Raw genomic sequence first — 25,657 nt, 5'->3', positions numbered from 1 at the left:
GCTGGGTTTTGTGAACGTCTCTAAACCTTCAATCCATCAAATCTCTCAAGGAACACACTGCGACATGTCAAAACTGAAACTGACTTTCGGCTGCTGGAACTATGACCGCACCCGCGCCTTGATGGACGGGAGCGTGCAGCCCGATGGCATCGACCTGAACTACCTCAACATGCCGGTGGAGGAAACCTTCTTTCGCATGCTCAGGCACAAGGAATTTGATGCGGCTGAAATGTCGCTCTCGTCGTACACCGTGTCCCTGTTCAACGAGTCGCGGCCGTTTGTGGCGATTCCGGTGTTTCCCTCGCGATTTTTCCGCCATTCCTGCATCTACGTGAATGCCAGGTCCGGCATTCGCGAGGCGAAGGACTTGATAGGCAAGCGCGTCGGCAACCCCGAGTACCAGATGACGGCGCCGGTGTGGATACGCGGTATCCTGTCCGACCACTACGGCGTGCCTGTTGACAGCGTGACCTACTTCACCGGCGGCGAAGAAGAACCCGGCCGATCCGAAAAGATCAAGCTGGATTTGCCGCCCAACATCAAGGTCGAGCGCATTGGGCCCGGGCAGACATTGGCGCAGATGCTGCTCGACGGCGAGATCGACGCGCTTTACACCGCGCGCATGCCTTCGAGCTTTTTGAAGGGGGGCGGCAAGGTCAAGCGCCTTTTTGAAGACTACGAACAGGTCGAACGCAATTACTTCAAGGAAACGAAAATATTCCCCATCATGCATACGGTGGCGATTCGCCGCGACGTGTATGAAGCCAACCGCTGGGTGGCACGCTCGCTGATGAAAGCGCTGGAGGAGTCCCAGCGGCGCACTTACGAAGACCTGTACGAAACAGCGGCGCTTAAGGTCATGCTGCCCTGGCTGACTTCGCACGTCGAGCAGGTCAAGCGTGAGATGGGCGAAGACTTCTGGCCTTACGGGTTTGAGAAGAATGAAGCCACGCTGCAGACCTTTTTACGGTACTCGTTTGAGCAGGGCCTTTCAAAGCGGTTGCTCACGCCGCAGGAGCTCTTTGCCCCCGAGTCACTGGAAGCTTTCAAGATCTGACATGGTGATGAATGCTCCTGTTTTGATAGCTGCTTGCGCCCGTCTTATAAGGGCTGAATGCCGATTTGATGCTTGATCTGGATGTCTGATACCTTTTTCGGTTACCTGCTGGCCAGCGCTGCGCTGTTGCTTTTCACGGTCTCCATCCTCGTTACCAAGGTGGCGTCCAGCCGCCTGGAGCTTGGCCTGGGCTTCCTCATCGCGGCTTCCTCCAACGTGGTGTTTTCCGCATTGGCCACGCTGGTGCAGATGGGCCTGCGCACGGATGGCTTGCGGTGGAACGCGCAGGCGTTCTGGCTTTTTGCCGCTGCTGGCGCGTTTGCCACTTACCTGGGGCGCTGGTTTTTTTACGAATCCGTGGTGCGTTTTGGACCGGCCAAGGCCAGTGTTTTCCAGATCAGCAGCCCGCTGTTCACCGCACTGATGGCCTGGCTGCTGCTGGGTGAGCGCCTGAGCTTGCTGGTGGCGCTGGGCATGGTCATGACGATTGGCGGCCTGATGCTGGTCAGCTACAAGCCCGGATTTTTTTCACGCCGCGGTTCCACGCCAGCGCTGGCGCCCGACGGAGGCCCCGCACCCGCAGCCACGCGGCCCACGGCGCTTCAGCGGGCGTTGCAGTCCGCCTTTTTGTTGGGCATGGGTAGCTCGCTGGCGTATGCGATCGGCAATGTGCTCAGGGGGTCAGCTGTGCGCAGCTGGAATGAACCCGTCGTGGGCGCGCTGATAGGCGCCGCCAGCGGCCTGGCGCTGCTCCTGGTTTTCAGCGCCGACAAGGGTGCGATGGCGGCCCGCCTGCGCTCAGCCAGCCGCAGTGGCATGGCGCTCTACGCCCTGATCGGCGTGACCACCATTTCAGCGCAGATGTGCGTGATCGGCGCCATGCGCTACATCCCGCTGTCCGTTGCCACGCTGGTGACGTTGTGCACGCCGGTCCTGGTGTTTCCGCTCAGCCATCTGCTGTTCAAGGACCAGGACGCCATCAAGGCCACCACGCTGGCGGGCAGTGGCTTGACTTTGCTCGGTATCGTGATCATCGTGATGCGTTAACGCACCGACCCTGACCCGGAAACTCAATACCGCAGTGCCAAAAAGGCACCCAGCCGGCACAGCCCCGATGATTGGGGTACGCGGTTACGAAGGAACTCAAGGCACAGATATCCTGGAAGGCTCCGAAGCAGTTATGCCGGTCCCTAAGGTCGGCCCCCTGTGCGCCGGCAATCAGCGGGCTTCAAGGCCTTCAAAGCACGTGCTCAGCACCAGGGCGACAATTTCATCGTCGGTGTACAGCTCTCCCATTTTCAAAAATTCCAGCACGGGATCGCAGGCGCGGGCATACAGGGTATACAGCACCGCAATGGGCGGGAGCTTGGGGTTGAGGGCGCCTTTTGCCTGCGCCGCCTCAATCCAGGCTCCCAGCCGGTCACTCACGTCCATGAGCCCGTCCATGTAGTCCTTGTTGGCGATCAGCGCGGTGCGCAGGCTGGAGTTCTGGCTGGGTAGCGAGGGCATTTCACCCGCCAGCTTCAGGCCCATGGTCCAAGCCACCACTTTGCGCAGCTTGTCCACGGCGGACAACTCGGGCTGCAAGTCGTCCAGAAAGGCCTGCGCCCGGCGCATGACGGACACCATGGCCGCCGCGGCGAGGTCTTCCTTGCTGGGGAAGTGCTTGTAAAGGCTGGCTTTGGCAATGCCCACGTCGGCCGCCACTTCGTCCACCGTCATGGCTTCAAACCCTTTTTCAGCCAGCAAACGGTTCACCGACTGGATGATGGCGTCTTCACGCGCCAGCAGCATTTGTGCCTTGAAGGAGGCCTTGGGGGGGAGGGGGCTCGTCATGCTGTGATTTTAGCCAGTTTAGTTTGAAAAAAGAATTATGAGGAAATATTAATACTGAATAGTTTTAATAAATACTGAGTAGTATAGAATTGACCTGAGCAATTCAAGGAGTGCGGGTGTCAATCAAAGTAGCCATCGTCGGTTCGGGTATTTCAGGCTTGGCGGCCGCCCACGCCCTCAGGGGCAAGGCAGACATCACGCTGCTGGAGGCGGGCGCCTGGTTTGGCGGGCATACCCACACCGTCGACGTGACGCTTCCCACACCGCGCGGTGAGGTCACCCATGGGGTGGATACAGGATTTCTGGTCCTTAACGAGCGCACTTACCCGCAACTGATCAAGCTCCTGGCGGAGCTGGACGTGGCAAGCGTCAAGTCAGAGATGTCGTTTTCGGTGCAGACCGACGATTTTGCCAACGGCCGCGCCATGGAATGGAGCGGCTCCAGCCTGAACACCGTGTTTGCGCAACGCGGCAATCTGGCCAACCCGCGCTTTTGGGGCATGCTACGCGACCTGCTGCGCTTTAACGCCCTGACCAGTCGCATGGCCCAAAGCGGAACCGATGCGCAACTGGGCCAACCCCTCGGAAAGTTCCTGGACGAGCACGGCTTCGGTGCCGCGTTTTGCGACTGGTACTTCCTGCCCATGATGGCCTGCATCTGGAGCTGCCCCACCGCGCAGATGCTGCAGTTCCCGGTGTCGACCATGGTGCGCTTTTGCCACAACCACGGCTTGCTGCAAATCACCAACCGCCCCCAGTGGTGGACCGTGCAGGGCGGTGCCAGGCGCTATGTCGAAAAAATCATCGAGGGCATTGCGGACAAGCGGCTGAACACCCCGGTGCGCCGTATCGAACACGTTGGCAACACGCCGGACGGCAAAGCCAGCATGCGCATTCACACCGACGCGGGCGCCGAGCTGTTTGACAAGGTCATCATCGCCACCCACTCCGACCAGGCCCTGCGCATGCTGACCGCGCCGACGGCGCAGGAGCGTGAAACCCTGGGAGCCATTCACTACCAGTCCAACAAGGCCGTGTTGCACACGGATGCCTCCGCCCTGCCGACGCGCAGGGCCGCATGGGCGGCCTGGAACTACGAGCGTGCAGGCGGAGCCGAACAGGAGGGCGCGCGGGTGTGCCTGCACTACCTGATCAACCGCCTGCAGCCTCTGCCCTGGGAGCAGCCGGTGGTCGTATCCCTGAACCCGGTACGCCCCATCGCACAGGAAAAAATCATCGGCGAGTACGACTACACCCACCCGGTTTTCGATCTGGCCGCCGTGGCGGCGCAAACCCGCATGCCGGCGCTGCAGGGCAAAAACCATCGCTACTTTGCGGGCGCGTGGATGGGCTACGGCTTTCATGAAGACGGCCTCAAGGCCGGGCTGGCTGCCGCCGCGCAGCTGTTGGCGGACGCATGAGCCAGCCCGTGCCGCTCATCGGTTTCGGCCAGGTGCGCCACACCCGCCTGCGCCCGCGGCGCCACGCGTTTGTTTACCCCACGTACTTCCTGATGCTGCCGCTGCGCAGCCTGCAAAAGCAGGCGCCGCAACCGGGCCAGTGGCGCATCAATCGCGGGGGCGCGCTGAGCTTTTTCGAGGCCGACCACGGCGACGGGCGCGCGCCGGAGCAGGGCGGCGCCATCGCCTGGCTGGACGAAGTGTTGCGGCGCGAGGGCATCCATGACGCGACCGGCGAGGCCTGGCTGCACACCTATCCGCGCGTGCTGGGCTACACCTTCAAGCCGGTGAGCTTCTGGTATTGCCACCGCGCGGCGGGCGACCACGAGGGCGGTCTGCGCGCCATCGTGGTGGAAGTCAACAACACCTTCGGCGAGCGTCACTGCTATGTGCTGGACGCCCCGCGCTATGGCGTGGAGCAGCGCGCGGACAAGGTGTTTCACGTCTCCCCCTTCAACCCGGTGCAGGGCCACTACCGCTTTCGCTTCATGCGCAGCGAACACGGCGAACAGGACGGACAGGCGCGTACGGTGGCCCGCGTGGATTTCTACGACGAAGTCGTTGCAGACGACGCCGTGCTGCAGACCAGCGTGAGCGGCACGCTGCAGGCCATCACGCCCGCCGTCCTGCGCGGCGCCTTGTGGCGCTATCCCGCGATGACGCTGGGCGTGGTGCTGCACATCCACGTCCAGGCGTTGCGCCTGTGGCTGAAAAAAGTGCCTTTCTTTCGCAAACCCTCGCCGCCGCAAAGCCTTGTCTCGCGCTAGAGGCGCACGCGCAATGCATAAGCCCCATTCCAGGAGTCCGACATGAACGCCGTTACCCGCACCGTCCAAGGCCTTGCGTTTCCAAATGATGCGCCGGCCGCCGCCCGAAGCGCGCTGCGCCTGCTGCAAAACCTGCGCCACGGCGCGCTGACCCTGCACCTGCCCGACGGCTCGCAGCGCCGCTTTGGCGAGCACCCGCAGCAGCACGACATGCATATGCCCGGACACCCCAGCGCCAGCATCACCTTGCACAACTGGAAGGTGTTCGGCGCCGCGCTCAAGTCCGGCGACATTGGCTTTGCCGAGAGCTACATCGCCGGGGACTGGAGTACGCCCGACCTGACCCAACTGCTCAAGCTGTTCTCCGCCAACCGCCGGGAGGTCGACGCCATGATCTTCGGCACATGGTTCGGGCTGCTGCTGTACCGCGTCAAGCACCTGCTGCACCACAACAGCCGCGCCAACAGCCGCAAGAACATCCATGCCCACTACGATCTGGGCAACCCGTTTTACCGCCTGTGGCTGGACGAGACCATGAACTACTCCGGCGCCTGGTTTGACGGCGACCTGTCCCGCTCCTTGCCCGAGGCGCAGAACGCCAAGGTGCGCCGCGCGCTGGAAATGGCCAATGTGAAGTCCGGCGACCGCGTGCTGGAAATCGGCTGCGGCTGGGGCGCGCTTGCCGAGCAGGCCGCCGTCGAACGCGGCGCGGCCGTGGTGGGCGTGACGCTGAGCACCGAGCAACTGGCCTATGCCAATGCCCGCATGCAGCGCCTGGACGTCGGCACCGGCGCGGGCGGGCGGGCCGACCTGCGCCTGCAGGACTACCGCGACATCCAGGATGCGCCGTTCGACGCGATCTGCTCCATCGAGATGGTGGAAGCCGTGGGCCAGGCCTATTGGCCCACCTACTTCGCCACCGTGAGCCGCCTGCTCAAACCCGGCGGGCGGGCCTGCGTGCAAAGCATCGTCATCAACGACGCACTGTTCGACCGCTATGTCGGGTCGACCGACTTCATCCAGCAGTACATCTTTCCCGGCGGCTGCCTGCCTTGCCCGCGGGAGTTCCGCTGCCAGGCTCAGGCCGCGGGGCTGGAGGTGGTGGACGAATTCGCCTTCGGCGCGGACTACGCCGAGACGCTGCGCCGCTGGCGCGACGCCTTCATCGCCCGCAAGGCCGAGGTGGCGGCGCTCGGCTTTGACGAACGGTTTATGCGCATCTGGGAGTTTTACCTGGGCTACTGCGAGGCTGCCTTTGACACGGGTGATATCAACCTGATGCAGTACACCTTGCGCAAACCTGAAGCGCTTTCGATATGAAAAACGCATCTGCTTGCGCGATATTGGCGGTCATTGGGTGCTTGTCTTGCTTGCAAGTTCAGGCTCAGCCCCTTCCGCAAGAGCTACGCTCCGCCTTGCCTGCGGCCAGCCTGTCGGGTCAGGCTGGTTTGAAATTCTGGGGCCTTGAAGTTTACCGGGCGACCCTCTGGGTCGCACCAGGATTCGACGGGCCAGCCTATGAAAAAAGCCCGTTTGCGCTGGAGCTGGCTTACCTGCGTGACTTCAAAGGGGCCGACATTGCCCGGCGATCCATTGCGGAGATGCGCCGCCAGGCGCCCGTCACCCCCATGACCCCGGCGCAGGAAGCCGCCTGGGAAAACCAGATGCGTGCGCTGTTCCCGGATGTCGGCGCCGGCGATCGCATCACCGGGGTGCACCAGCCCGCCACGGGCGCGGTGTTCTGGAGCAACGGCCGCATGCTCGGTGAAGTGCGCGACCCGCTGTTTGCCAAACTCTTCTTCGGCATCTGGCTGTCACCGCAAACCTCCGAGCCGAAAATGCGCCGCGCGCTGCTGGCGCAGGAGAAATCCCCGGCCCCGGTGGGTGCCGCACCATGAATCCCTCTATGGCTGCGCGCATCGAAGCGGAGCCCCGGGTTCTGGGTCTGAGCGGCGGGGCGCGCTACGGCCTGCTGGGGTTGCCCCTGGCGTTTTGCGCCCTGCCGCTTTATGTCTTGATGCCCAATCTGTACACGCGCCATTGGAGTGTTTCGCTCGCGGCTTTGGGCGGCGTGCTCCTGGGCGCACGTCTGCTCGATGCGGTCATCGATCCGTTGTTGGGCCGCTTGTGCGATCGACTCTATGTCGTATCGCTTCGCGCCGTGCTGGTGATGGGCGCATTGGCGGGAGCCGTTCTCGCCGTGGGATTTTCTTTTTTGTTTGTGCCGTTGGTAAGTGATCCCACCGCACTGCTCTGGTGGGCGGGGTTCTGGCTGGTCGTGACCTACGCGGCCTACAGCGCTTTGTCTATTGCGCACCAGTCCTGGGGCGCCATGCTGGGCGGCGACGCGCTGTATCGCAGCCGCGTCGTGGCCTGGCGCGAAGGGCTGGGCCTGGTGGGCGTGCTGCTCGCGTCGGTCACGCCCGCGCTGCTGGGCGTGCCCGTCATGCTGGCCCTGCTGGTCGCCGGCCTTGCAGGCGGCTGGTGGGCCTGGCGCGCGGCGCCCCGGCCTGGGCGCCGCCATGCGGCGACAACCGCTGCAGACACAACGGCCGGCGCGCTCCGGCACCCGTGGCGCAATCCCGACTTTCGCCGCCTCCTGGGCGTCTACCTGCTCAACGGCATCGCCAGCGCCATCCCTGCCACGCTCGTGCTGTTTTTCCTGCAAGACCGTTTGTTGGCCAGCGAGGCCATGCAGTCCGCCGCGCTGGCCGTGTACTTTGTGTGCGGCGCGCTGTCCATGCCGCTGTGGCTGCGCGGGGTCAAGCGCTGGGGGCTGGCGCACAGCTGGCGCTTTGGCATGCTGCTGTCCATTGCCGTTTTTCTGGGCGCGAGCCGGCTGGGCGCGGGCGACGCGCCCTGGTTTTTGCTGGTGTGCGCCTTGTCCGGCGCGGCCCTGGGCAGCGACCTGGTCCTGCCCGGCGCGCTGCTGGCCGGCGTCATTGCCAGGGCCGGTGACCGCGGTCGCGCCGAAGGGGCTTACTTCGGCTGGTGGAACTTCGCCACCAAGCTCAACCTCGCGCTGGCCGCCGGTCTGGCCCTGCCTTTGCTCGGCTGGCTCGGTTATGTGCCCGGCGTGCGGGACGCCAACGCCTCCGCCCTGCTCACCGCCGCTTACTGCCTCCTGCCCTGCGCGCTCAAAGCCCTGGCGGCCGGCGCGCTCCATTTTTTCATCCTCCCAACCACGGCCCAGCCGCACACCCCATGACACAACGCACTTTTTTCCACCGCTCACGCCTTCTCGCCGTCGTCGTGTGCGCTGCCTTGCTGGGCGCATGCAGCACGCCGCAAGTGCAGGACTACGCCAGGGAAACCCCGGTGCTGGAACTGCGCGACTACTTCAACGGCACGCTCGACGCCTACGGCATCTTCACCGACCGCTCCGGCAAGGTCGTCAAGCGCTTTAGCGTGGTGATGACCTGCACCTGGAAGGGAGACGCCGGCGTGCTCGACGAAGCCTTCAGCTATTCCGACGGCACGACCCAGCGGCGCATCTGGCGCCTGACGCGCCATGCCGACGGCCACTACACCGGCCAGGCCGACGACGTGGTGGGCACCGCCGAGGGCCGGCAAAGCGGCAACGCCTTCAACTGGGCCTACACCCTGGCCTTGCCGGTGGACGGCCGGGTCATCAACGTGCAGTTTGACGACTGGATGTACCTCATGAACGACAAAGTCATGCTCAACAAGGCCGCCATGCGCAAGTGGGGTGTGGGCCTGGGCGAAGTGACGCTGTCCTTCACCAAGCGATAGACAGCCATGGCACTGAACTCTCGCATCGCGGACTGGCGCGGCCGCACGGTCTGGCTGGTGGGCTCCTCCACCGGCATAGGCCGAGCCACCGCATCAGCGCTGCACGCCCGGGGCGCGAAGGTGGTGGTGTCGGCCCGCGGCGCGGATGCGCTCAACGCCTTCGTCGACGCACACCCCGGCGCCCTGGCCCTGCCGCTGGACGTGACCGACGCGTGCGCGGTCAAGGCCGCGGCATCGGCCCTGGCCGCCCAGGATGCGTTGGACTGCGTCGTGTACTGCGCGGGCCACTATCACGCCATGGACGCCGCCCACATGGACCTGGCCGACCTGCTGCGCCACAACGAAGTCAATTACCTCGGCGCGCTCTACATGCTGGACGCCGTGGTGCCGCAGCTGCTGGCGCGACAGCCGGATACGCGCACCGGCCAGCGCGGCCACATCAGCCTCATGGGCAGCGTGGCCGGCTACCGGGGCCTGCCCAACAGCCTGGCCTACGGCCCCACCAAGGCCGCGCTCATCAACCTCGCCGAGACCCTGTACCTGGACCTGCACGCCCAGGGTGTCGGTGTCTCGCTGATCAACCCCGGCTTTGTCAACACACCGCTGACGCAACAGAACCAGTTCAAAATGCCCGCCTTGATCAGCCCCGAACAGGCGGCGAGCGAAATACTGCGGGGCTGGGCACGCGGAGAATTTGAAATCCACTTCCCCAAACGCTTTACCCTCTGGATGAAAGCCTTGCGGCTTTTGCCTTACCCCTTGTTTTTCGCGGCGACCCGCCGCCTCAGGCAGGCCTAGAAATTCATGAACTTCGCCAACTACGCTGTCGACCGCATTGCAGACACCTTCCAGACCCTCACCCCCGCGGGCGTGGAAACGCTGGGCGCCATCTACGCTCCCGATGCACGTTTTAAAGATCCGTTCAACGATGTGCATGGCTTGCCCGCGATCCAGCAGATCTACAGCCACATGTATGAGACCCTGGAGAACCCGCGCTTCGTCATCACCGGGCGCATCGTGCAAGGCACGCAATGCTTTCTGACCTGGGAGTTCCACTTTGCCTTCAAACGTTTTCAGCGGGGAAGGGCGCAGTGCATCCTGGGCGGCTCGCACCTGGTGCTGGACGGCGAAGGCCGCATCACGCTGCACCGCGACTACTGGGACGCGGCTGAAGAACTCTATGAAAAGCTGCCCGTGGTCGGCAGCCTGATGAGGTGGTTGAAGCGGCGCGGGAATCCGTAAGACGGGCTGGCCCGCAGCGGCCTGACCTTGCCGGGCATATTCATCATCGTGATGCGCTGGCCGCTGCCAACGGCAATCACGGCTTGACATCCAAGGTCTGCGATCAGTATCGTCATAGCCATGAAAACAATGAAGCTGGTTGAAGTTCCTGGCGCTTTGCTGGCTGTGGAATACGAGGCAAACCACGGCGCAACTGGCACGCCGGTTGTCTTGCTGCACGCCAACGTCGCAGACCGGCGAATGTGGCAAGGCCAATGGGACTGGCTGGCAACAGCTCACCCTGTAATCAGCTACGACCGCCGCGGCTTTGGAGCGTCGCGCACAGTGAGGCCAACGCCGTATTCAAATGTGGCCGACCTTTGGGATGTGATGGATTCTTTGGGATATGACCGTGCGGTGTTGGTAGGCTGTTCCATGGGAGGCCGCGTCGCCATCGACGCCGCATTGGCGCGGCCAGACCGGGTGAGCGGTTTGGTGGTTGTTGCGCCCGGGGTGAGCGGTGCACCGGCGCCGCAATACGGGGATCCGGTCAAAGCACTGATGGATGCGATCAGCGCCGCTGCGGCGCAGGGCGACCTGGATGCAAAGAATGAGCTTCAGGCTCGTCTCTGGCTGGACGGCCCCTTGAGTCCGCCGGAGCGAGTAGGAGGTGAGATTCGCCAGCTCTTCCTCTCGATGAACGGTAGCGCTTTACGGGCCGCCAACCCTGGCCCGGCATCCGAAGAACCTTCAGCATGGGAACAGCTGGAAGCGATCAAAGCGCCTACGCTCGTGATGTGGGGCGATCTTGACCTCCCGCACTTGCAGGAAAGATGCGCGCTTGTTGCGCGGCGCATACCCGGGGCCCAAAGCTTGGTACTTCAGGGCGCGGCGCATCTGCCGGCACTGGAAGCCCCCCAGGAATTCAACCTGGCTCTCGGGCGATATTTTGAAAGTTTGCTGCGGCGATAGAGATAGCCAGCCTTTGCCATGAACATCCTTTGCAGGACCTTGGCGCAACAGTTGAGGTCGGATGCTAAATCTTCAAAGAACTTAAAGACCTTGTTCGAAATCTGGAGCGGGTGAAGGGAATCGAACCCTCGTATGAAGCTTGGGAAGCTGCCGTTCTGCCATTGAACTACACCCGCGTTTGGGTGGCTGCTGATGAACCACTTGGCGCTGAGCCGCGCCGGTAGCGGGCTTGCGGCGAATTTTACACTGCGGTGCCAGCTTCAAAGGCATGGGCAAGCGGCGCCTGCCTGTAATCACAAAGGTGTATCCATAGGTTACTATCGCTCGACCGTGCTTCAAGCCGGCCGCCCCAGTGTCAAAGCCGCCTTTCGGGATGCAAGAAGAATTGTTTTGAACGAAACCAATTTATTCAGTCCGAGCGAATACACCGCCGCTTTGCTGCTTTACCTGCGCAAGCACCCGGGGCGTGTGCATGCGGCCCGGGCGCTGGAGATGGGGCCGGGCAGCGGCGTGATCATGGCGATGCTGCTGGCACTGGGCGCGCAAAGCGCGCTGGGCGTCGAGCTCGAGGCGCTGGCCGTGCAGGCCACGCAAAAACTGCTGGATCAGGAAGGGCTGCAGGCCAATGCCAGCCTGCTGCAGGGCGACATGTGGAGCGTGTGCGGCGACGCGCGCTTTGACCTGGTGGTGACCAACCTGCCGCAGTTCGCGGCCGAGCACATCGAGGGCGATGGACGGCTGCCGAGTTGGAGCGCCGGCGGTATCGACGGCCGCCGCAGTGTCGACCCCTTCCTGCAGGGCCTGGCCCGCCACCTGGCGCCCGGCGGCCTGGCCGTCATGACCCACAACGTGTTCCTCGATTTCAGCAAGACACAGGCGATGGTCGAGGCCCTGGGCCTGCAGGCGCGCATCGCCTACTGTGCTTCGGTGCCTTTGCCCGCGCACAAGCAGGTCAGCCTGAGCCCGCAGGTGCTGTCGCGTTTCTTGGGGGAGGGCATCCACAGGATGGGCTCCTACTGGTTTGTCGACTTCGACCTGGTTGAAATCAGCTGGAAGCACGAGGAAGCTTGATGCGAATCCGCGGCGTGGTTGAAAGCCGCTTTGCCATGCGCCGCGTGCTGGCCCTCAGCCTGGCACTGCTGTGTTTCACCGCGGCCGCCCAGGACGGCCGGCCGCCGCAACAGCCGCCGCCCGCGGCCCAGGCCGGCGCGCCGCAAGGCCGGAATTGCGACCAGGCGGTGGATGTGTTGTCGCGCGTGCTGTGCACCAAGACCCTGAGGGTGGGCGTGCGCACCGGCTATCCGCCGTTTGCCTTCGAGGACGCGGCGGGCGCGCTGCAGGGCTTTGAAATCGACCTGGCGCACCAGCTGGCGGGCTCGCTCGGCGTTGAGCCGGCGTTTGTGGTGGTCACGCCCGCCAACCGCCTGGCGCTGCTCGGCGAAGGGCGGGTCGACATGGTCATCGCCACCATGGGCCACACCTTGCAGCGGGACCGTGAAGCCCTGTTCGTGAGGCCGCACTACTACCAGTCGCAGACCATTGTGCTGGGGCGCAAAGAGCTGGAGATCGGGGGGCTGGTCAAGTTGCGCGGCAACACGGTCTGCGTGACGGTGGGCAACAGTACCAATGCCGAGCTGTCGGTCAATGGCGCGCGCCTGAAGTTGTTTGACAAGGCCTCCAGCCTGGTCGATGAGCTTCGCCTGGGCGGTTGCTCGCTGGTCGCGCAGGACGACAGCTTTTTTGCGTCTTACCTGCAGCAGCCCGCGTTTGCCGCGGCCTACGACACCAAGTTCGGCTTCGCCCCGCTGCCCTGGGGCGCGGCCGTGTCACGCAACGGCGGCGCGCGCCTGGCGGACGTGCTGGCGCTGTCGATGCAGCAGCTGCACATCTCGGGCGCCCTGCAGGCGCTGGCCAAAAAGCACGGGGCGGACTCGCCCTTCCTGGCGCAGCAGCGCCGGCTCTGGTCCGGCAGCAACTGCGCGCAGATCAGCGCCCTGAACGATCCGGCCTGCGTGATGGCGCCGCTGGACAACCAGCTGCAGCCCACCTCCTTCGCGCCCCTGGTCGACCGGCTTGAGAACTTCATCTACCACACCACCGGCACGCGGGTCACGCTGGCCATGTTCAAGATCTGGGTGGCGCTGGACCTTCTGCTGGAAGGGGTCTGGTTCTCCGTGCTGCTGGTGGTGGGCGCCGTGCTGGCGACCTGGGCTTTCGCGCTGGCCTTTGGCGCGGGCCTCACGTCCCGCATGCGCTGGCTGCGCTGGTCCATGCGCTGCGTGCTGTGGCCCATGCAATCGACGCCGCTGATTTTGCTGATGATCCTGGCCGGCGTGGTGGTCGGTGCCATGGGCGCCACCTCGCCGCTGGTCGCGCTGGCCGCTGCGGTTCTGGTGCTGGGCCTGTTCAACGGCAGCAACGCCGGGCAGGCCGTCGCGGAGGCCATGCTCACGCTGCGCGAGGAGCGCGCACAGGCCCGGCCCGCCCTGAGCGCGGCGGTCTACCGGGCCCGCGCGCAAATGGTGGCTTTCATGGTGAACGCCACCCGGGGCAGCCCGGCCGCGTCGGTGATGGGCGTGCCCGAGCTGCTGGCCGCGCTGACCGACGTGGCGTCGTTTTCCAGCGAACGCATCACCACCTACACTTTCCTGCTGATCTTCTACATGCTGCTGGTCGCGGTGGTGCACAAGCTGGCCGACGTTTGGCAGTCGCGGCTGGCCTTGAGCAGGGCTTCCTATGCTTGAGCTGCTGCCGCGCTTTATCCCGGAATTCCTGGCCGCCCTGGTCGTCAATTTCCAGATCGCCATTTGCGCGCTGCTGGGCGGCATGCTGCTGGGCGCGCCGCTGGCTTTTGCGCGCTTTCGCAACGGCCTGGCTGCCACGCCGGCTGCCTGGCTGGTCGCGCTGATGCGCACCGTGCCCACCTTTGTGGTGATGTTTTTCCTGGTCAACGTCGTGCCGGCCATAGGTTCCCCGCACCGGCAGTTCACCATGACGCCGTGGCTGGCCGTGGTGCTGTCGCTCACGCTGTATGCGGCGGCCTATGTGTCGGATCACGCGGTCGAGGCCATGCGGCAGTTGAGAAGCGGCTCGCCCGTGGCCGCCATGCTGTTTGTGATGGGCCTGGTGCGCGCGTTTTTTGTGATGGTGCTGTCTTCGGGTTTCGGCGCGGCGGTCGGCGTGGTCGAGGCCACAACGATCACGCTGCGCGCCATCGAAACCCTGCCCAAGGCCGGCGACCGGGTGCTGCTGATAGGCCTGGTGATTGTGATCTTTACCGTCTGCTTCCAGCTGATTTACCACCTCATCAACCATTGGCGCGGCAAGCTCAACCAGCGTTTTCACCGGCCTGTGCAGGCGGCGCGGCTGGAAGGGGCGGAACAGCCTTGAGGGTTCGTCCCCCCCGGCTCACGGCCGCAGGTACGCCCAGCCTTCGTGCTGCTTCTTCATGATTTCCGTGACGCCGGCGGGCACATAGCTGATGCCGGCCAGCATGTCGTCCTTGGTCAGCTTCTGGCCGCGCATGGTGTTTTCGCAGGCGGTGACTTTGATGCCGGCCTTGGCGGCGTCGGCGATGCGGAAGCCGGTGGGGGATTCAAGCTTGAGCATGCCGATGCCCGGGCCGTAGGCGACGATTTCAATGTCGACGTTGGCGGCGCCCACGTCGTCCTGCAGGTTTTTGGCGTTGTTCAGCGCCAGGTTCCATTTGGCGGGGTCGTTGTCGCTGACCTGGATCACGATTCCATGACGTTTTGTGCCTGCAGCCCCCGCTGGTTGTGCGCGAGCAGCTATCAAAAAAGGAGCAAAAAGGGCCAGCGAGCCGACGGCCCCGGCCTGGATGAAGAGTCTGCGGTTCATGTTGGCGTGTCTCCTGAAGGGGAAGCTCATTTCAACACAACGGCCGCATGAAACAAGCCCCCAAGCTCGTGAGAGGCTTGGGGGCTTTCAGGGGCGGGGAGAATCGGCGGGCTCTACTGCTTTTGCCTCACGTTGACCTCATTTACCACCGGTTGCGGGTAGCGGCACGGCGGGCGCATTGCCGTCCGAGTGGATGTGATGGTCGGGCGCCTTGATCAGCTTCCGGACAAACACCACGACCTGCCACACGACCAGAGTTCCGATCATGGCCAGCAAGGTCCCGCTGATGGGTCGGTTGACGAACACGCTGAAGCTGCCCCGGCTGAGAAGCATGGCGCGGCGGAAATTTTCCTCCAGCATGGGGCCCAGAATAAAACCCAGCAGGAGTGGCGCGGCCTCCATCTCCAGGCGCAAAAACAAATAGCCCACCAGGCCGAACACGGCTGTGATGTAGATGTCGTCCAGGCTGTTGTTGATGCTGAAGGTGCCGATGCAGCAGAAAAAGAGAATCGCCGGAAACAGCACCGTGTAGGGAATCTTGAAGACCGACAGCCAGTAGCGCACCAGGGGCACGTTGAGGATGACCAGAAAGCAATTGCCCACCCACATACTGGCTACCAGACCCCAGAATAAATCGGGGTGGCTGGCGATCATGTTGGGGCCGGGCTGGATCCCCTTGATGACGAAGGCGGCCATCATCAGGGCCATGACGGCATTTTCGGGAATGCCGATGGCCATCAGCGGGATAAAGCTGGTGCGTGCGGCGGCCTCGTCGGCGGCGGCCTGCCCGGCCACGCCTTCGATGCATCCGGTGCCGATCTCGTGCTTGTATTTGCTGAACTTCTTGTCGGCGGCGTAGGCGGCGAACTGGGCAATCGTGGGGCCGCCGCCGGGCAGTATGCCCAGGACCGAGCCGATGATGCTGCCGCGCAGGGCGCTGGGGATGATGCGCTTGAACTCGGGCCAGGTCGGCATGAGCTTGATTTCGCCGTTGAACGGCGTGAGAACATTTTTGTTGTCGAGATTTTTCACCACCTCGGCAATGCCGAAGCAGCCCAGGGCGATGCTGATCAGGCCAATCCCGTCCATCAGGAACGGCAGGTCCATGGTGTAGCGCGCAGTGCCGCTGTTCACATCGGTACCGACCATCCCGAGCAGGACGCCGACCATGGCCATGGCCAGGCCGTTGAGCAGGCTGCCGCTGCTGACAAAGCTCACGCAGAAAAAACCCAGCAGCATGAGGGCGCAGTAGTCAGCCGGCCCAAACAGGAAGCCCACTTCACCCAATGGTTGAGCCAGGGTCGAAAGCACCACAATGGCCACGGTGCCGCCAATGAAGCTGGAAATGCCCGCGGTGAACAGGGCCAGGCCGGTCTTTCCCTTGAGCGTCATCTGGTAGCCGTCTATACAGGCGACGATGCTGCTGGCATGCGGGATCTTCATCGTGATGGCGCTCACGCTGTCGCCATATTGGGCCCCGTAGTAAATGCCAGCCAGCATGATGAGTGCGCCGCCGGTGGGAATGGAATAAGTCAGGGGCAGCAGCAGGCTGATGGTCGACAAAGGGCCCAGTCCCGGCAGCAGCCCGATGAGTGTGCCCACCGTGCAGCCAAGAGCGCAATAAAGAAGGTTTTGCCAGGTCAGCGCGTGCTCGAAACCCAGCGAGAGGTTATGCAGGATGTCCATCAGTAGAGGGGCAGGCTAAGGCCGAGAAAGTTTTTGAAGGCAAAGGCAACCAGGATCAGGCCTACCGAGATCTTGATGTTGCGCACCACGGAATACGACGTACCTGCAAGCGTGGAACAAAACACCAGAAATATGATGGCAAGGATCATGTTGATGTAGTGGGAGATCACTGCAAACCCGACGAGGCTCAGCAGAATGAGGGCGATATTTTTGACGCCGTAGTCCAGGGGGACGGGGTCATAGAAGTGCGAGCGCACCACTGTGAGCACGCCAATCACAAACAGCAGGGAGCTCACGATCAGGGGAAACATGCCGGGTCCGGAGCGGCTTAATTCGCCTACTGTGTAATTCAGCGACACCCCGCCAAAGAGCAGGGCGATCGCCATGAGGCAGAGGCCCCGCACGAAGTTACGGTTCTTCATGTTCATAGCGGTTTTCTCCATGGCTGCGCCGCTGCGGGCGTTATCACAAACGGGGGGTGATTCATCCGTGTCTCCTTGATGGTGGCCCTGCCTTTGGCTGGTGCACAAGTTGCAACCGGCTGGGGCGTTTGGGATGGAGCGGATGTTAGGAAGCGAGGCTTCCAATCGGCTTTCGTTTTACGCAGCCGAACTCAAAATACGTGTTATCACTAACAGGGCCGGTGGCGCCTGCGGCACCGCCGGCCACGGCTCAACCGTGTGCGTCAGCCCTGGGGGTCGGACGCCAGCGGCAGCCGCAGGATGGCGCGCAAGCCGGAGCCGAAGCCAGCATCGGCCAACTCAATGTCACCACCGTTGCGTCTGGCATAGGCGCGTGCGATGGCCATACCGAGCCCGGCGCCGCGCGCGCCTTTTTCCGTCGGGCCGGCCGAATGAAAGCGTTCAAACACTTCCGCGTGCCGCGCTTTGGCTATGCCCGGGCCGTCGTCGCGCACCTCGGCGAGCGCCGCGCCATCGCCGGCGCTCACCTTCACGGTGATGTGCCCACCCGGCGGGGTGTAGACAATGGCGTTGTGCACCAGGTTGGACAGCGCCTCGTGCAGTTCGGCGCCGCGAGCCAGTACCGGGACTGCAGGGTTTTTTTGCAGTGGGTCGGGCACCGGTGCATCTTCAGCCGCGTCCAGGCCCAGGTCCTGATTTTTCTCATGGGCCAGCGCCAGGTGCTGCAGCACCACGTCCCGCGCGATGCTGTTGAGGTCCACGACGGCAGGCGCGTCTTCGGATGGCGCACCGTCGCTCGCATGGGCCAGCGACAGCAGTTGCTCGCACAGACGCCGGCTGCGCGAGATCTGCACGACCATGGCGCGCAAGGTCGTGTGAAGCTGCTCAGGGTCTTTTTCGCGCAGCGCGACGCCGGCCTGCGTCAGCATGATGGCCAGCGGTGTGCGCAGCTGGTGCGATGCGTCGGCCAGGAACTGCGATTGTTGCTCAAGCAAATCGCGGTAGCTGGCCAGGTGCTGGTTGACGGCGTCGACCAGCGGTGCCACTTCATGCGGCACGTTGGTGGTGTCCAGCGGCTTGAGGTCGCGGCCTTTGTTTTCCAACACGGTTTTGCGCAGGCGCTCCAGCGGCCGCAGGGACCAGGTCACACCCAGCCAGACCAGCAGGATCATCACCAGCACCATGCGGGTGTCGCGTATCAACTCCTGCCGCAGCGTGGCCGCCTGCGCCCGGTCGCGTGGTTCGGTGCTTTCGGCCACCTGGATCAGCAGGTCAAAGGCCTGGCCACGCTCGTCAAGCACTTTGCTTTGAAGCGCCACCACACGCACTGGATGGTCCCGGTAGTCGCTGTCGTACCAGACCACGGGGGAGGCGATGGAAGAGGGCGAGGGGGCCTGCTGCGGCGGTGCAGGCAGGTCGGTTGCGCCTAGCAAGGTCACCTCACTTGCTGAGCCCACCCCTTGCGGCGTCAATCCGATATGCAGGTACTTTTGCAGCGGGCCGGCGGCATCAACCACCGCCTGTACCGCAAGTGGCGCGTTCAGGTGCAGCAAACCGTCCGGACCCATCGACAGACTGCCGCGCAGCACATGGACGGATTCGAGCATGGCCTGGTCGTAGGCGTCCTGCACCTGGCCGCGTAGTGCGCGGTAGTCGTTCCAGCTGTCCAGGGCCAGCAAGCCCAGGATGGCCGGGAGCAGCAGCGTCAGCAGTCGCGCGCGTATGCCGAAGCGGTCGGGGTCAGTCCGCAGTATCTGCATGTGTGAGGCTTAGAGTCGCGTCAAGTATGAGCTGTCGGATTTGCGCAAAGTCATCGGTGCGCAGCGCAAGGCGCAGGCCGCCGCCCATGCTGAAGCATGGGTAAGGACTGCAACGCGGCGATGTGCGGCGAGGACGAGTGCAAAACGACAGATCATGCTTGATGCGACTCCAGCATGTAGCCCAGGCCGCGCACGGTGACGATGCGCACGTCGCCGCCGTCGAGCTTGCGGCGCAGCCGGTGGAGCACCAGTTCGATGGCGTCAGGGCCGGCATTGCTGTCGGCCGGAAAGACTTTGGCCGAGAGCTGCGACTTTTCTACCGGCGAGCCGCTGCGCGCCAGCAGCACCGACAACGCGGCGCTTTCGCGCGGCGTGAGTTGCAGCAGCGTGCCGGCCAATGTGAAGGCGCGGCTGTCGTGGGCGCATGAGAGCGAACCGCACTGCAGCGGCGCGTGTGAGCGCCCCCGGCTACGTCGAACCAGCGCGGCGATGCGGGCCTCGAGTTCTTCAATCGCAAAGGGTTTGGTCAGGAAGTCGTCGGCTCCGACGTTCAGGCCTTTTACCCGGTCTTGAAGCGAGCCCTGTGCGGTCAGCACCAGCACGGGCGTGCGGTTGCCGGCCTTGCGAATATCGGCCAGCAGGTTCAGCCCGTGTTTGTCGGGCAGCCGCAGGTCGAGCACGATCGCGTCGTAGTCATTGCCGGCCAGCAGTGACTCGGCGGTGCCGGCGTCCTGCGCATGGTCGGGCACAAAGCCACTTTGCTTGAATGCGCGCACCAGCCACGAGGCCATCTCGGCTTCGTCTTCCACAAGCAGCAGGCGCATGTTGGTTCGATTCGCTGTTTGCTGTGAGTGAATCGATTCAGCGCTGGATGTCCCCAAGGCACAGGTACTTCATCTCCAGGTATTCCTCCATGCCATGGCGGGAACCCTCGCGGCCCAGGCCGGACTGCTTGACGCCGCCAAAAGGCACATGTTCAGTGGCGATCACGCCGGCATTGATGCCGACCATGCCGTATTCCAGCGCCTCGGCCACGCGGTAAATGCGGCCGATGTCGCGGCTGTAAAAATAGCTGGCCAGGCCGAACTCGGTGTTGTTGGCGGCGTCAATTGCCTCCTGCTCTTTCTGGAAGCGGAACACCGGTGCGAAGGGGCCAAAGGTTTCTTCGCGGGCGCAGAGCATGTCGGCGGTGGCTTCGGAGATCACGGTCGGCTCAAAAAACTGGCCCTTGATCTTGTGGCCGCCCGCGAGCAGCTTGCCGCCCTTGGCCATCGCGTCATCCACATGGCGCTGCACCTTGTCGACAGCGGCGTCCTCAATCAGCGGGCCCTGCACCACGCCGTCCTCAAAGCCGTTGCCGACTTTCAGCAGCTTGACCTTGGCGGCGAATTTCTCGACAAACTGGTCGTACACGCCGTCCTGCACATAAATGCGGTTGGCGCAGACGCAGGTCTGTCCCGCATTGCGGTATTTGCTGGCCATGGCCCCATCAACGGCCGAGTCCACATCGGCGTCGTCGAACACGATGAAGGGGGCATTGCCGCCCAGTTCCAGCGCCAGTTTCTTGATGGAGGGCGCGCTTTGCGCCATCAGGATGCGGCCAACTTCGGTGGAGCCGGTGAAGCTGATGTGGCGCACCACGTCGCTGGCGCAGAACACCTTGCCCACGGCAATGCTATTGGCGCTGTCGGCTGTCAGCACGTTGAGCACGCCGGCCGGGATGCCGGCGCGGATGGCCAGCTCGGCGGCGGCCAGGGCCGTCAGCGGTGTGAGCTCGGCCGGTTTGATGACCACCGGGCAGCCGGCTGCCAGGGCAGGGGCGACCTTGCGCGTGATCATGGCCAGCGGGAAGTTCCAGGGCGTGATGGCCGCGCACACGCCGATCGGCTGCTTGATGACCATCAGGCGGCGGTTGTTGTCGAACTGGGGCAGGGTCTCGCCGTTGACGCGCTTGGCTTCTTCGGCAAACCACTCGACAAAACTCGCGCCGTAGGCGATTTCGCCCTTGGCCTCGGCAAAGGGTTTGCCCTGCTCGGCCGTCATGATGCGGCCCAGGTCTTCCTGGTTGGCCATCAGCAGCTGGTACCACTTGAGCAGGATGGCGTGGCGCTCCTTGCCGGTCTTGCTGCGCCATGCGGGCCAGGCCGCGTTGGCCGCGGCAATGGCGGCTTCGGCATCCTGGGCGCCCAGGTTGGCCACATCGGCCAGCTTCAGGCCGGTGGCCGGGTCATTGACATCAAAGCGGGATGGACCGGCTACCCACTGGCCATTGATCAGGGCGTCGGTCTTGAAAATGCTGGGGTCTTTGAGAAGGGAGATGGGGGAGGTTTTCATGTCCATGTGCTGGTGTCCTAAAAACGGGGGGCGTGATGGAAAGCCCGGAACTGCTTTTATTCTGACAGTTTTCGGGTTTCCGGATGAAAGGAGGGAAATGCAGGTGTGGGGACCGGTCAGCCAGTGTGGCTCGGCGGCTCTTGCCGGCCGGCAGGCTATTTCATGCGTTGGGCGAACTGCTTTTCCAGCTCGGCCCCGCTACCGCGTGTCCAGAAAGCGGGGTCAAAGGCGAGCGACCGGCGCATGTTGCCGGGCGCCGACGGCAAGTCGCTATTCGCCATGGACAGGTCCGTGACCGGTGCGCTGGCGGCAGTGCGGCTGCGGCCGGTGTCGTAGCGCAGGATGGCGTTGAAGTGGGTGGGGCCGTAGGGTATTTCACGCGAAAAGGCCAGCTGCGCTTCTTCCGAAGTGGCGAAACTGACGAAGGCGCGTGCCAGCTCGCGCCTCGGCGAGCCCTTGATGATGACCCAATAGTCCAGTTCATACACGGCGTCCTGCCATGAGATGGCCAGCGGGGTGAGCCGCTCGCGGTTGGCCGCGGCGATGCGGCCGTTGAAGGCGGTTGAGAGTGTGGTTTCGCCGGAGGCCAGGCGCTGGGGTGGCTGGGAGCCCGATTCCCACCAGACGATATGGGGCTTGAGCTGCTCAAGCTTGGTGAGAGCGCGCTTGACGCCCGCCTCGGTAGCCAGTGTGGTGTACACGTCGCGGCGATGCACCCCGTCGGCCATCAGTGCGATTTCCATGTTGTAGCGCGCACCCTTGCGCAGGCCCCGCTTGCCGGGAAAGCGCTGCACATTCCAGAAATCCTGCCAGCTGCGCGGGGTCTCCTTGAACCGGCCTGGGTCGTAGGCCATCACGGTGGACCAGACAAAAGCGCCGACGCCACAATCCTGCACGGTACCCGGCAGCAGCATGCCGGCATGGGGAATGCTGGCGCGGTCGATGCGCTCGAACAGGCCGGCATCACATCCCGCCTTCAGGTCCGCGGACTCCACTTCAACCACGTCCCATTCACTCTTGCGTTCGGTCACCATGGTCCGGACGGCCGAGAGCTCTCCTGAGTACTCGACCCCTCGTGCCTCGGTTTTGTAGGCTGCCTTGAAAGGCTGGATGAAAGCCACATCCTGGGCTTTGCCGTTGGCTCCGCCGAAGTTGGCGACGGTCAATCCCTGCATCGGCGCTTGAACAGGCGTCTGGGCTTGTGCGGAGAGCGCCAGGCCGAGTGTCATCACGAGTGTCAGTGTGTGGGGTGTTTTCATTGAGGCAGCGCTCCGGGTGCTTGAGGGCAAGGGTGTAAGTTTGTAGAGCCCGCCTGGGCTTGTCAGGCCCTGCGTCCGCGCAACCATTCAAGCAGCAGGAGCAACGTTGTGGTGAACAGAATGAGCAATGTAGCCACAGCTGCGATCGTGGGTGAAATGTTCTCCCGGATGCCGGTGAACATCTGTCTCGGCAGGGTGGCTTGCTCCGCGCCGGCCAGGAACAGCGTGACCACCACTTCATCAAATGACGTGGCAAACGCAAACAGCGCGCCGGAGATCACGCCCGGTGCGATGACCGGCAGGGTGATCCTGAAAAACGTCCGGAGGGGTGTTTCGCCAAGGCTGAGGGAAGCCCGGACCAGGTTGTGGTTGAAGCCCGCGAGCGTTGCGAGCACGGTGGTCAGCACAAAGGGCGCGCCCAAGGCAGCGTGCACCACAATCAGCCCGAAGTAGCTGTCGGCAAGACCCAGCGGGGCGAAGTACAGGTAAGTAGCCACACCGACTACCACGATGGGGACCACCATGGGCGCGATGAGGATGCCCATGAGAAGGCTCTTGAACCGGAAGTTGGTTCTGGACAGTCCGACGGCCGCCAAGGTACCAAGCGCAGTGGCAATCACGGTTGCAGCGGGGGCGACGATGAAGCTGTTTTTCGCAGCCCTCGCCCATTCCGGCGAATCCAGCAGGTTCTGGTACCACTTCAGCGACCAGCCTGGAATGGGGTAGGTCAGGAACGAGCTTTCTGAAAAAGACAGCGGCACCATGACCAGGATGGGGGCCAGCAAAAAAACCAGAATGGCGACGCACGCGGCGCGCACCAGCCACCAGCCGGCTTTGTCCGCCAGGGTGGCGTAGCGGGGGAAGGCGGGCCCTTTGATTTTGAACATGGTGAATTGGCGTCTGCGTCTGTAAAAGAAAAAAGGGGATGTCAGCCGATGCTAAGTTCGGCCTTGCCGATGCGCCGGTAAACGCTGTAAAGAACCATGGTGGCCGTCAGCAAAACTGCACCCAGCGCACAGGCCATGCCCCAATTGACTTCGACGTTGGTATAGCGGGCGATGTAATAGCTCAGCATCTGGTCATCCGCACCACCAAGCAGGGCGGGGGTGACGTAATAACCTATCGAGAGGATGAAGACGAGCAGCGCGCCGGCGCTGATACCGGGATAGGTCTGCGGCACGTACACCCGGAAGAAGGCAGAAAGAGGTGCGCTGCCCAATGAAACGGCTGCCCGCACGTAAGTCGCCGGCACATTTTTCATCACGCTGTAAAGCGGCAGGATCATGAAAGGCAGCAGGATGTGCACCATGGCAATCACCACGCCTGCGCGGTTGAACAGCAGCGCCAGGGGGCTGTCGATGAGGCCGATGCCCATCAGCCCCCGGTTGACCAGGCCTTCTGATTGCAGCAGGACGATCCAGGCCGCCACGCGCACCAGAATCGATGTCCAGAAGGGCACCAGAACCAGGATCATCAGCAGGTTCGCCTTGCGCGCCGGTAATGAGGCCAGCCACCAGGCCAGCGGGTAACCCAACGCCAGGCAAAAAACGGTGACCAGAAAACTGATCTGGAAAGTGCGCAGCAAAATGGCACCAAACGCGCGATGGTCTGGCGGCATGCGCTCTACATTGCCTTGGCTGTCGCGTTGCAGGTCGACCGACGCCAGCAGATAGTCGGGCGTCCAGCGGGAACTGTTTTTGGCTATCGCCTGCCAAAAGAGCGGCTCCGCCCAGCGCGGATCGAGCTGGAGCAGCCTGGCCTGTATTTCTTCAGGAGTGCCCGCGATGGGCAGTGCGCGGTACGTGCCCATCACGAGGGAGCGCGCACCGGGCACTTCAGAGTTGAGGCGCCGTGCCAGCGCGCCGGCATCCGAGCTGTCGGAAAGATGCCCCAGGTCTTCCACCATTGCCGCGTAACTCGCGGGTTTCGGTGGAGCCTCGGGGTTCCAGTCTTTCAGGCTTTGCACCGTCCGCGGCAGCGCCGCCACCACTTCCGGATTTTCAACCGCGCGCTGCAGCAGGGCTGCGATCGGCACCAGCAGGGTCAGCAGTAAAAACACCAGCAAGGGCAGGGTGAGCGCAAAGGCGCGCCATTTTCGCCGTGCATCTGCGCGCGACAGCGCGATGCGCAACGCGGCAGCGTCATTGCCCTGATGGACGCCCTGACTGGTGATACTGCTCATGAAGTGCTTGCTCCGCCAGCTTATTGCGTGGCCCAGGCAGCAAAGCGTTTTTCAAGCGCCTCGCCCTGGTCGGCCCAGAAGCCAACATTCATCTGGATGGCCTCTTTTGCGTTGGCTGGCGACGTTGGCAAGTCGTCCAGCACTTTTTTGTCGAGCTTGGCCAAAGCCTGGTTGTTGACGGGGCCGTAGGCAATGTTCTGCGCATAGACGGCCTGGGTGGCGGGCTGGCTGGCAAAGGCGATGAATTTCATCGACGCATCCTTGTTGGGCGCGCCTTTGGGAATGACCCAGTAGTCCAGGTCGTAGATGCCGCCGGGCCAGTAGATCTTCAGATTGCGGCCTTCACGGTTGGCGGCGTCAATGCGGCCGTTGTAGACGGTGCTGAGGGCAACGTCGCCTGCCACGAGGAACTGGGCAGGCTGGGCTCCGGCTTCCCACCACTGGATGCTGGGCTTGAGTTCTGTCAGCTTGCGAAATGCGCGGTCGGCTCCGTCCTTGGTGGCCAGGACCTTGTAGACGTCGGCGGGTTTGACGCCGTCAGCCATCAGTGCGAACTCGAGGTTGTAGCGGGCGCCCTTGCGCATGCCGCGCTTGCCCGGGATCTTCTTGACATCCCAGAAGTCGGCCCAGCTGGTGGGCGCAGTCTTGACTTTGTCGGCATTCCAGGCCATCACGGTGGACCACACAAAAACGCCTACACCGCATTCCTTGACCGCTGCGGGCAAGAAGTCTGCCTTGGGGCCGATTTTGCTGAAGTCGATTTTCTCGAACAAACCTTCATCGCAACCGCGCTGCACATCAGGTGCTTCGACTTCCACCACATCCCAGGTGACTTTTTTCGTCTCGACCATGGCTTTGATCTTGGCTTGCTCGCCGTTGTATTCCACGGCAACGACTTTGGTGCCTGCTTTCTCGAAGGGCTCGTAGTAGGCCTTTTTCTGCGCATTGGCATTGGCGCCGCCGAAGTTCACGACAGTGATCTGCTGCTGCGCGAACGCGGGTACGGCCAGGCACGAAGCCATGGCAAGGGCGATGATGTTTTTCTTCATGGTGCTATTTCCTCGGTGGTTGATAAAGGCAGAAGGGAACG

Annotated in this window: 25 protein-coding genes and 1 tRNA gene; 14 read left to right on the top strand and 12 right to left on the bottom strand. The window is 63.3% G+C overall.

Annotated elements, in window-relative coordinates; all coding sequences use genetic code 11:
* The first annotated feature begins 64 nt into the window (after positions 1-64).
* The gene (locus AC1DVV_RS10550) at positions 65-1,057 is read left to right on the top strand and encodes a substrate-binding domain-containing protein (RefSeq protein ID WP_477665673.1); all 993 of its coding nucleotides are present in this window, start codon (positions 65-67) and stop codon (positions 1,055-1,057) included.
* 81 nt (positions 1,058-1,138) lie between these two features.
* Positions 1,139-2,104: an EamA family transporter gene (locus AC1DVV_RS10545; protein WP_477665674.1), complete on the top strand. Its 966-nt coding sequence runs from the start codon at positions 1,139-1,141 to the stop codon at positions 2,102-2,104.
* A gap of 171 nt (positions 2,105-2,275) precedes the next feature.
* On the opposite strand, the gene AC1DVV_RS10540 is transcribed toward AC1DVV_RS10545, so the two are convergent.
* Entirely contained in the window at positions 2,276-2,893 is a 618-nt protein-coding gene (locus AC1DVV_RS10540; RefSeq protein WP_477665675.1) for a TetR/AcrR family transcriptional regulator, read from the bottom strand.
* Between the two features lie 122 nt (positions 2,894-3,015).
* Between AC1DVV_RS10540 and AC1DVV_RS10535 the strand changes: the two genes are divergently transcribed.
* The 9 genes from AC1DVV_RS10535 to AC1DVV_RS10495 all read left to right on the top strand — a co-directional run bounded on the left by AC1DVV_RS10535 (position 3,016) and on the right by AC1DVV_RS10495 (position 11,066).
* A complete protein-coding gene (locus tag AC1DVV_RS10535; protein WP_477689440.1) occupies positions 3,016-4,314 on the top strand; it encodes an NAD(P)/FAD-dependent oxidoreductase in 1,299 nt (432 codons plus the stop codon).
* Positions 4,311-5,120, top strand: a complete 810-nt coding sequence (locus tag AC1DVV_RS10530; RefSeq protein ID WP_477701779.1) for a DUF1365 domain-containing protein — start codon at positions 4,311-4,313, stop codon at positions 5,118-5,120. Before AC1DVV_RS10535 ends, AC1DVV_RS10530 begins: the two co-directional genes overlap by 4 nt.
* A 42-nt stretch (positions 5,121-5,162) precedes the next feature.
* Complete coding sequence (locus AC1DVV_RS10525) at positions 5,163-6,440, top strand: class I SAM-dependent methyltransferase (protein ID WP_457280191.1); 1,278 nt, start codon at positions 5,163-5,165, stop codon at positions 6,438-6,440.
* A gap of 95 nt (positions 6,441-6,535) precedes the next feature.
* Complete coding sequence (locus AC1DVV_RS10520; protein WP_477701778.1) at positions 6,536-7,018, top strand: chalcone isomerase family protein; 483 nt, start codon at positions 6,536-6,538, stop codon at positions 7,016-7,018.
* The gene (locus AC1DVV_RS10515) at positions 7,015-8,328 is read left to right on the top strand and encodes an MFS transporter (RefSeq protein WP_477701777.1); all 1,314 of its coding nucleotides are present in this window, start codon (positions 7,015-7,017) and stop codon (positions 8,326-8,328) included. Before AC1DVV_RS10520 ends, AC1DVV_RS10515 begins: the two co-directional genes overlap by 4 nt.
* Complete coding sequence (locus AC1DVV_RS10510) at positions 8,325-8,873, top strand: DUF3833 domain-containing protein (protein WP_457280194.1); 549 nt, start codon at positions 8,325-8,327, stop codon at positions 8,871-8,873. The genes AC1DVV_RS10515 and AC1DVV_RS10510 overlap by 4 nt, the downstream gene beginning before the upstream one ends.
* A gap of 6 nt (positions 8,874-8,879) precedes the next feature.
* Positions 8,880-9,671, top strand: a complete 792-nt coding sequence (locus AC1DVV_RS10505; RefSeq protein WP_457280195.1) for an SDR family NAD(P)-dependent oxidoreductase — start codon at positions 8,880-8,882, stop codon at positions 9,669-9,671.
* A gap of 6 nt (positions 9,672-9,677) precedes the next feature.
* The gene (locus AC1DVV_RS10500) at positions 9,678-10,115 is read left to right on the top strand and encodes a nuclear transport factor 2 family protein (RefSeq protein WP_457280196.1); all 438 of its coding nucleotides are present in this window, start codon (positions 9,678-9,680) and stop codon (positions 10,113-10,115) included.
* Positions 10,116-10,235: 120 nt separating this feature from the next.
* A complete protein-coding gene (locus AC1DVV_RS10495) occupies positions 10,236-11,066 on the top strand; it encodes an alpha/beta fold hydrolase (RefSeq protein WP_477701776.1) in 831 nt (276 codons plus the stop codon).
* A gap of 102 nt (positions 11,067-11,168) precedes the next feature.
* Here AC1DVV_RS10495 and AC1DVV_RS10490 read toward each other — a convergent pair.
* A tRNA-Gly gene (locus AC1DVV_RS10490) sits at positions 11,169-11,242 on the bottom strand.
* Between the two features lie 214 nt (positions 11,243-11,456).
* On the opposite strand from AC1DVV_RS10490, the gene AC1DVV_RS10485 reads away from it, so the two are divergent.
* From AC1DVV_RS10485 to AC1DVV_RS10475, 3 genes are read left to right on the top strand one after another with little or no spacing between them, the layout of a single operon-like run.
* Complete coding sequence (locus AC1DVV_RS10485; protein WP_457280198.1) at positions 11,457-12,137, top strand: methyltransferase; 681 nt, start codon at positions 11,457-11,459, stop codon at positions 12,135-12,137.
* Positions 12,137-13,810, top strand: coding sequence for a transporter substrate-binding domain-containing protein (locus AC1DVV_RS10480; protein ID WP_477701775.1), 1,674 nt, complete (start codon positions 12,137-12,139; stop codon positions 13,808-13,810). The genes AC1DVV_RS10485 and AC1DVV_RS10480 overlap by 1 nt, the downstream gene beginning before the upstream one ends.
* Entirely contained in the window at positions 13,803-14,456 is a 654-nt protein-coding gene (locus AC1DVV_RS10475) for an ABC transporter permease subunit (RefSeq protein WP_457280200.1), read from the top strand. The genes AC1DVV_RS10480 and AC1DVV_RS10475 overlap by 8 nt, the downstream gene beginning before the upstream one ends.
* A gap of 18 nt (positions 14,457-14,474) precedes the next feature.
* Here the strand turns inward: AC1DVV_RS10475 and AC1DVV_RS10470 are convergent, their stop codons facing one another.
* From AC1DVV_RS10470 to AC1DVV_RS10425, 10 genes are all read right to left on the bottom strand, one after another.
* Complete coding sequence (locus AC1DVV_RS10470) at positions 14,475-14,924, bottom strand: DsrE family protein (protein ID WP_457280201.1); 450 nt, start codon at positions 14,922-14,924, stop codon at positions 14,475-14,477.
* Between the two features lie 138 nt (positions 14,925-15,062).
* Positions 15,063-16,610: a tripartite tricarboxylate transporter permease gene (locus tag AC1DVV_RS10465; protein ID WP_457280202.1), complete on the bottom strand. Its 1,548-nt coding sequence runs from the start codon at positions 16,608-16,610 to the stop codon at positions 15,063-15,065.
* Positions 16,610-17,032 carry a tripartite tricarboxylate transporter TctB family protein gene (locus AC1DVV_RS10460; protein ID WP_457280964.1) on the bottom strand — a complete coding sequence of 141 codons (423 nt, stop codon included), beginning with the start codon at positions 17,030-17,032 and terminating at the stop codon, positions 16,610-16,612. The genes AC1DVV_RS10465 and AC1DVV_RS10460 overlap by 1 nt, the downstream gene beginning before the upstream one ends.
* Before the next feature lie 263 nt (positions 17,033-17,295).
* The gene (locus tag AC1DVV_RS10455; protein WP_457280203.1) at positions 17,296-18,792 is read right to left on the bottom strand and encodes a sensor histidine kinase; all 1,497 of its coding nucleotides are present in this window, start codon (positions 18,790-18,792) and stop codon (positions 17,296-17,298) included.
* 152 nt (positions 18,793-18,944) lie between these two features.
* Positions 18,945-19,616, bottom strand: a complete 672-nt coding sequence (locus AC1DVV_RS10450) for a response regulator (RefSeq protein ID WP_457280204.1) — start codon at positions 19,614-19,616, stop codon at positions 18,945-18,947.
* Between the two features lie 37 nt (positions 19,617-19,653).
* Positions 19,654-21,132, bottom strand: a complete 1,479-nt coding sequence (locus AC1DVV_RS10445) for an NAD-dependent succinate-semialdehyde dehydrogenase (protein ID WP_457280205.1) — start codon at positions 21,130-21,132, stop codon at positions 19,654-19,656.
* 149 nt (positions 21,133-21,281) lie between these two features.
* Entirely contained in the window at positions 21,282-22,385 is a 1,104-nt protein-coding gene (locus AC1DVV_RS10440) for an ABC transporter substrate-binding protein (protein WP_477689312.1), read from the bottom strand.
* 62 nt (positions 22,386-22,447) lie between these two features.
* Complete coding sequence (locus AC1DVV_RS10435; RefSeq protein WP_477701774.1) at positions 22,448-23,272, bottom strand: ABC transporter permease; 825 nt, start codon at positions 23,270-23,272, stop codon at positions 22,448-22,450.
* A gap of 41 nt (positions 23,273-23,313) precedes the next feature.
* Positions 23,314-24,567 (bottom strand): ABC transporter permease, encoded by a 1,254-nt coding sequence (locus tag AC1DVV_RS10430; protein WP_477701773.1) that lies wholly within the window; start codon positions 24,565-24,567, stop codon positions 23,314-23,316.
* Between the two features lie 20 nt (positions 24,568-24,587).
* Complete coding sequence (locus AC1DVV_RS10425) at positions 24,588-25,616, bottom strand: ABC transporter substrate-binding protein (RefSeq protein ID WP_457280209.1); 1,029 nt, start codon at positions 25,614-25,616, stop codon at positions 24,588-24,590.
* Positions 25,617-25,657 lie beyond the last annotated feature (41 nt).

The sequence above is a fragment of the Polaromonas sp. P3_B4 genome (genome assembly GCF_056402835.1).
This window is presented reverse-complemented; position numbering and strand designations above follow the sequence as displayed.

Excerpts from the sequence above, each read along its gene's own strand:
- AC1DVV_RS10550 (WP_477665673.1), top strand. The coding sequence starts at position 65 with ATGTCAAAACTGAAACTGACTTTCGGCTGCTGGAACTATGACCGCACC.
- AC1DVV_RS10545 (WP_477665674.1), top strand. The coding sequence starts at position 1,139 with ATGTCTGATACCTTTTTCGGTTACCTGCTGGCCAGCGCTGCGCTGTTG.
- AC1DVV_RS10540 (WP_477665675.1), bottom strand. The coding sequence starts at position 2,893 with ATGACGAGCCCCCTCCCCCCCAAGGCCTCCTTCAAGGCACAAATGCTG.
- AC1DVV_RS10530 (WP_477701779.1), top strand. The coding sequence starts at position 4,311 with ATGAGCCAGCCCGTGCCGCTCATCGGTTTCGGCCAGGTGCGCCACACC.
- AC1DVV_RS10525 (WP_457280191.1), top strand. The coding sequence starts at position 5,163 with ATGAACGCCGTTACCCGCACCGTCCAAGGCCTTGCGTTTCCAAATGAT.
- AC1DVV_RS10515 (WP_477701777.1), top strand. The coding sequence starts at position 7,015 with ATGAATCCCTCTATGGCTGCGCGCATCGAAGCGGAGCCCCGGGTTCTG.
- AC1DVV_RS10510 (WP_457280194.1), top strand. The coding sequence starts at position 8,325 with ATGACACAACGCACTTTTTTCCACCGCTCACGCCTTCTCGCCGTCGTC.
- AC1DVV_RS10505 (WP_457280195.1), top strand. The coding sequence starts at position 8,880 with ATGGCACTGAACTCTCGCATCGCGGACTGGCGCGGCCGCACGGTCTGG.
- AC1DVV_RS10500 (WP_457280196.1), top strand. The coding sequence starts at position 9,678 with ATGAACTTCGCCAACTACGCTGTCGACCGCATTGCAGACACCTTCCAG.
- AC1DVV_RS10495 (WP_477701776.1), top strand. The coding sequence starts at position 10,236 with ATGAAAACAATGAAGCTGGTTGAAGTTCCTGGCGCTTTGCTGGCTGTG.
- AC1DVV_RS10480 (WP_477701775.1), top strand. The coding sequence starts at position 12,137 with ATGCGAATCCGCGGCGTGGTTGAAAGCCGCTTTGCCATGCGCCGCGTG.
- AC1DVV_RS10475 (WP_457280200.1), top strand. The coding sequence starts at position 13,803 with ATGCTTGAGCTGCTGCCGCGCTTTATCCCGGAATTCCTGGCCGCCCTG.
- AC1DVV_RS10470 (WP_457280201.1), bottom strand. The coding sequence starts at position 14,924 with ATGAACCGCAGACTCTTCATCCAGGCCGGGGCCGTCGGCTCGCTGGCC.
- AC1DVV_RS10465 (WP_457280202.1), bottom strand. The coding sequence starts at position 16,610 with ATGGACATCCTGCATAACCTCTCGCTGGGTTTCGAGCACGCGCTGACC.
- AC1DVV_RS10460 (WP_457280964.1), bottom strand. The coding sequence starts at position 17,032 with ATGAAGAACCGTAACTTCGTGCGGGGCCTCTGCCTCATGGCGATCGCC.
- AC1DVV_RS10455 (WP_457280203.1), bottom strand. The coding sequence starts at position 18,792 with ATGCAGATACTGCGGACTGACCCCGACCGCTTCGGCATACGCGCGCGA.
- AC1DVV_RS10450 (WP_457280204.1), bottom strand. The coding sequence starts at position 19,616 with ATGCGCCTGCTGCTTGTGGAAGACGAAGCCGAGATGGCCTCGTGGCTG.
- AC1DVV_RS10445 (WP_457280205.1), bottom strand. The coding sequence starts at position 21,132 with ATGGACATGAAAACCTCCCCCATCTCCCTTCTCAAAGACCCCAGCATT.
- AC1DVV_RS10440 (WP_477689312.1), bottom strand. The coding sequence starts at position 22,385 with ATGAAAACACCCCACACACTGACACTCGTGATGACACTCGGCCTGGCG.
- AC1DVV_RS10435 (WP_477701774.1), bottom strand. The coding sequence starts at position 23,272 with ATGTTCAAAATCAAAGGGCCCGCCTTCCCCCGCTACGCCACCCTGGCG.
- AC1DVV_RS10430 (WP_477701773.1), bottom strand. The coding sequence starts at position 24,567 with ATGAGCAGTATCACCAGTCAGGGCGTCCATCAGGGCAATGACGCTGCC.
- AC1DVV_RS10425 (WP_457280209.1), bottom strand. The coding sequence starts at position 25,616 with ATGAAGAAAAACATCATCGCCCTTGCCATGGCTTCGTGCCTGGCCGTA.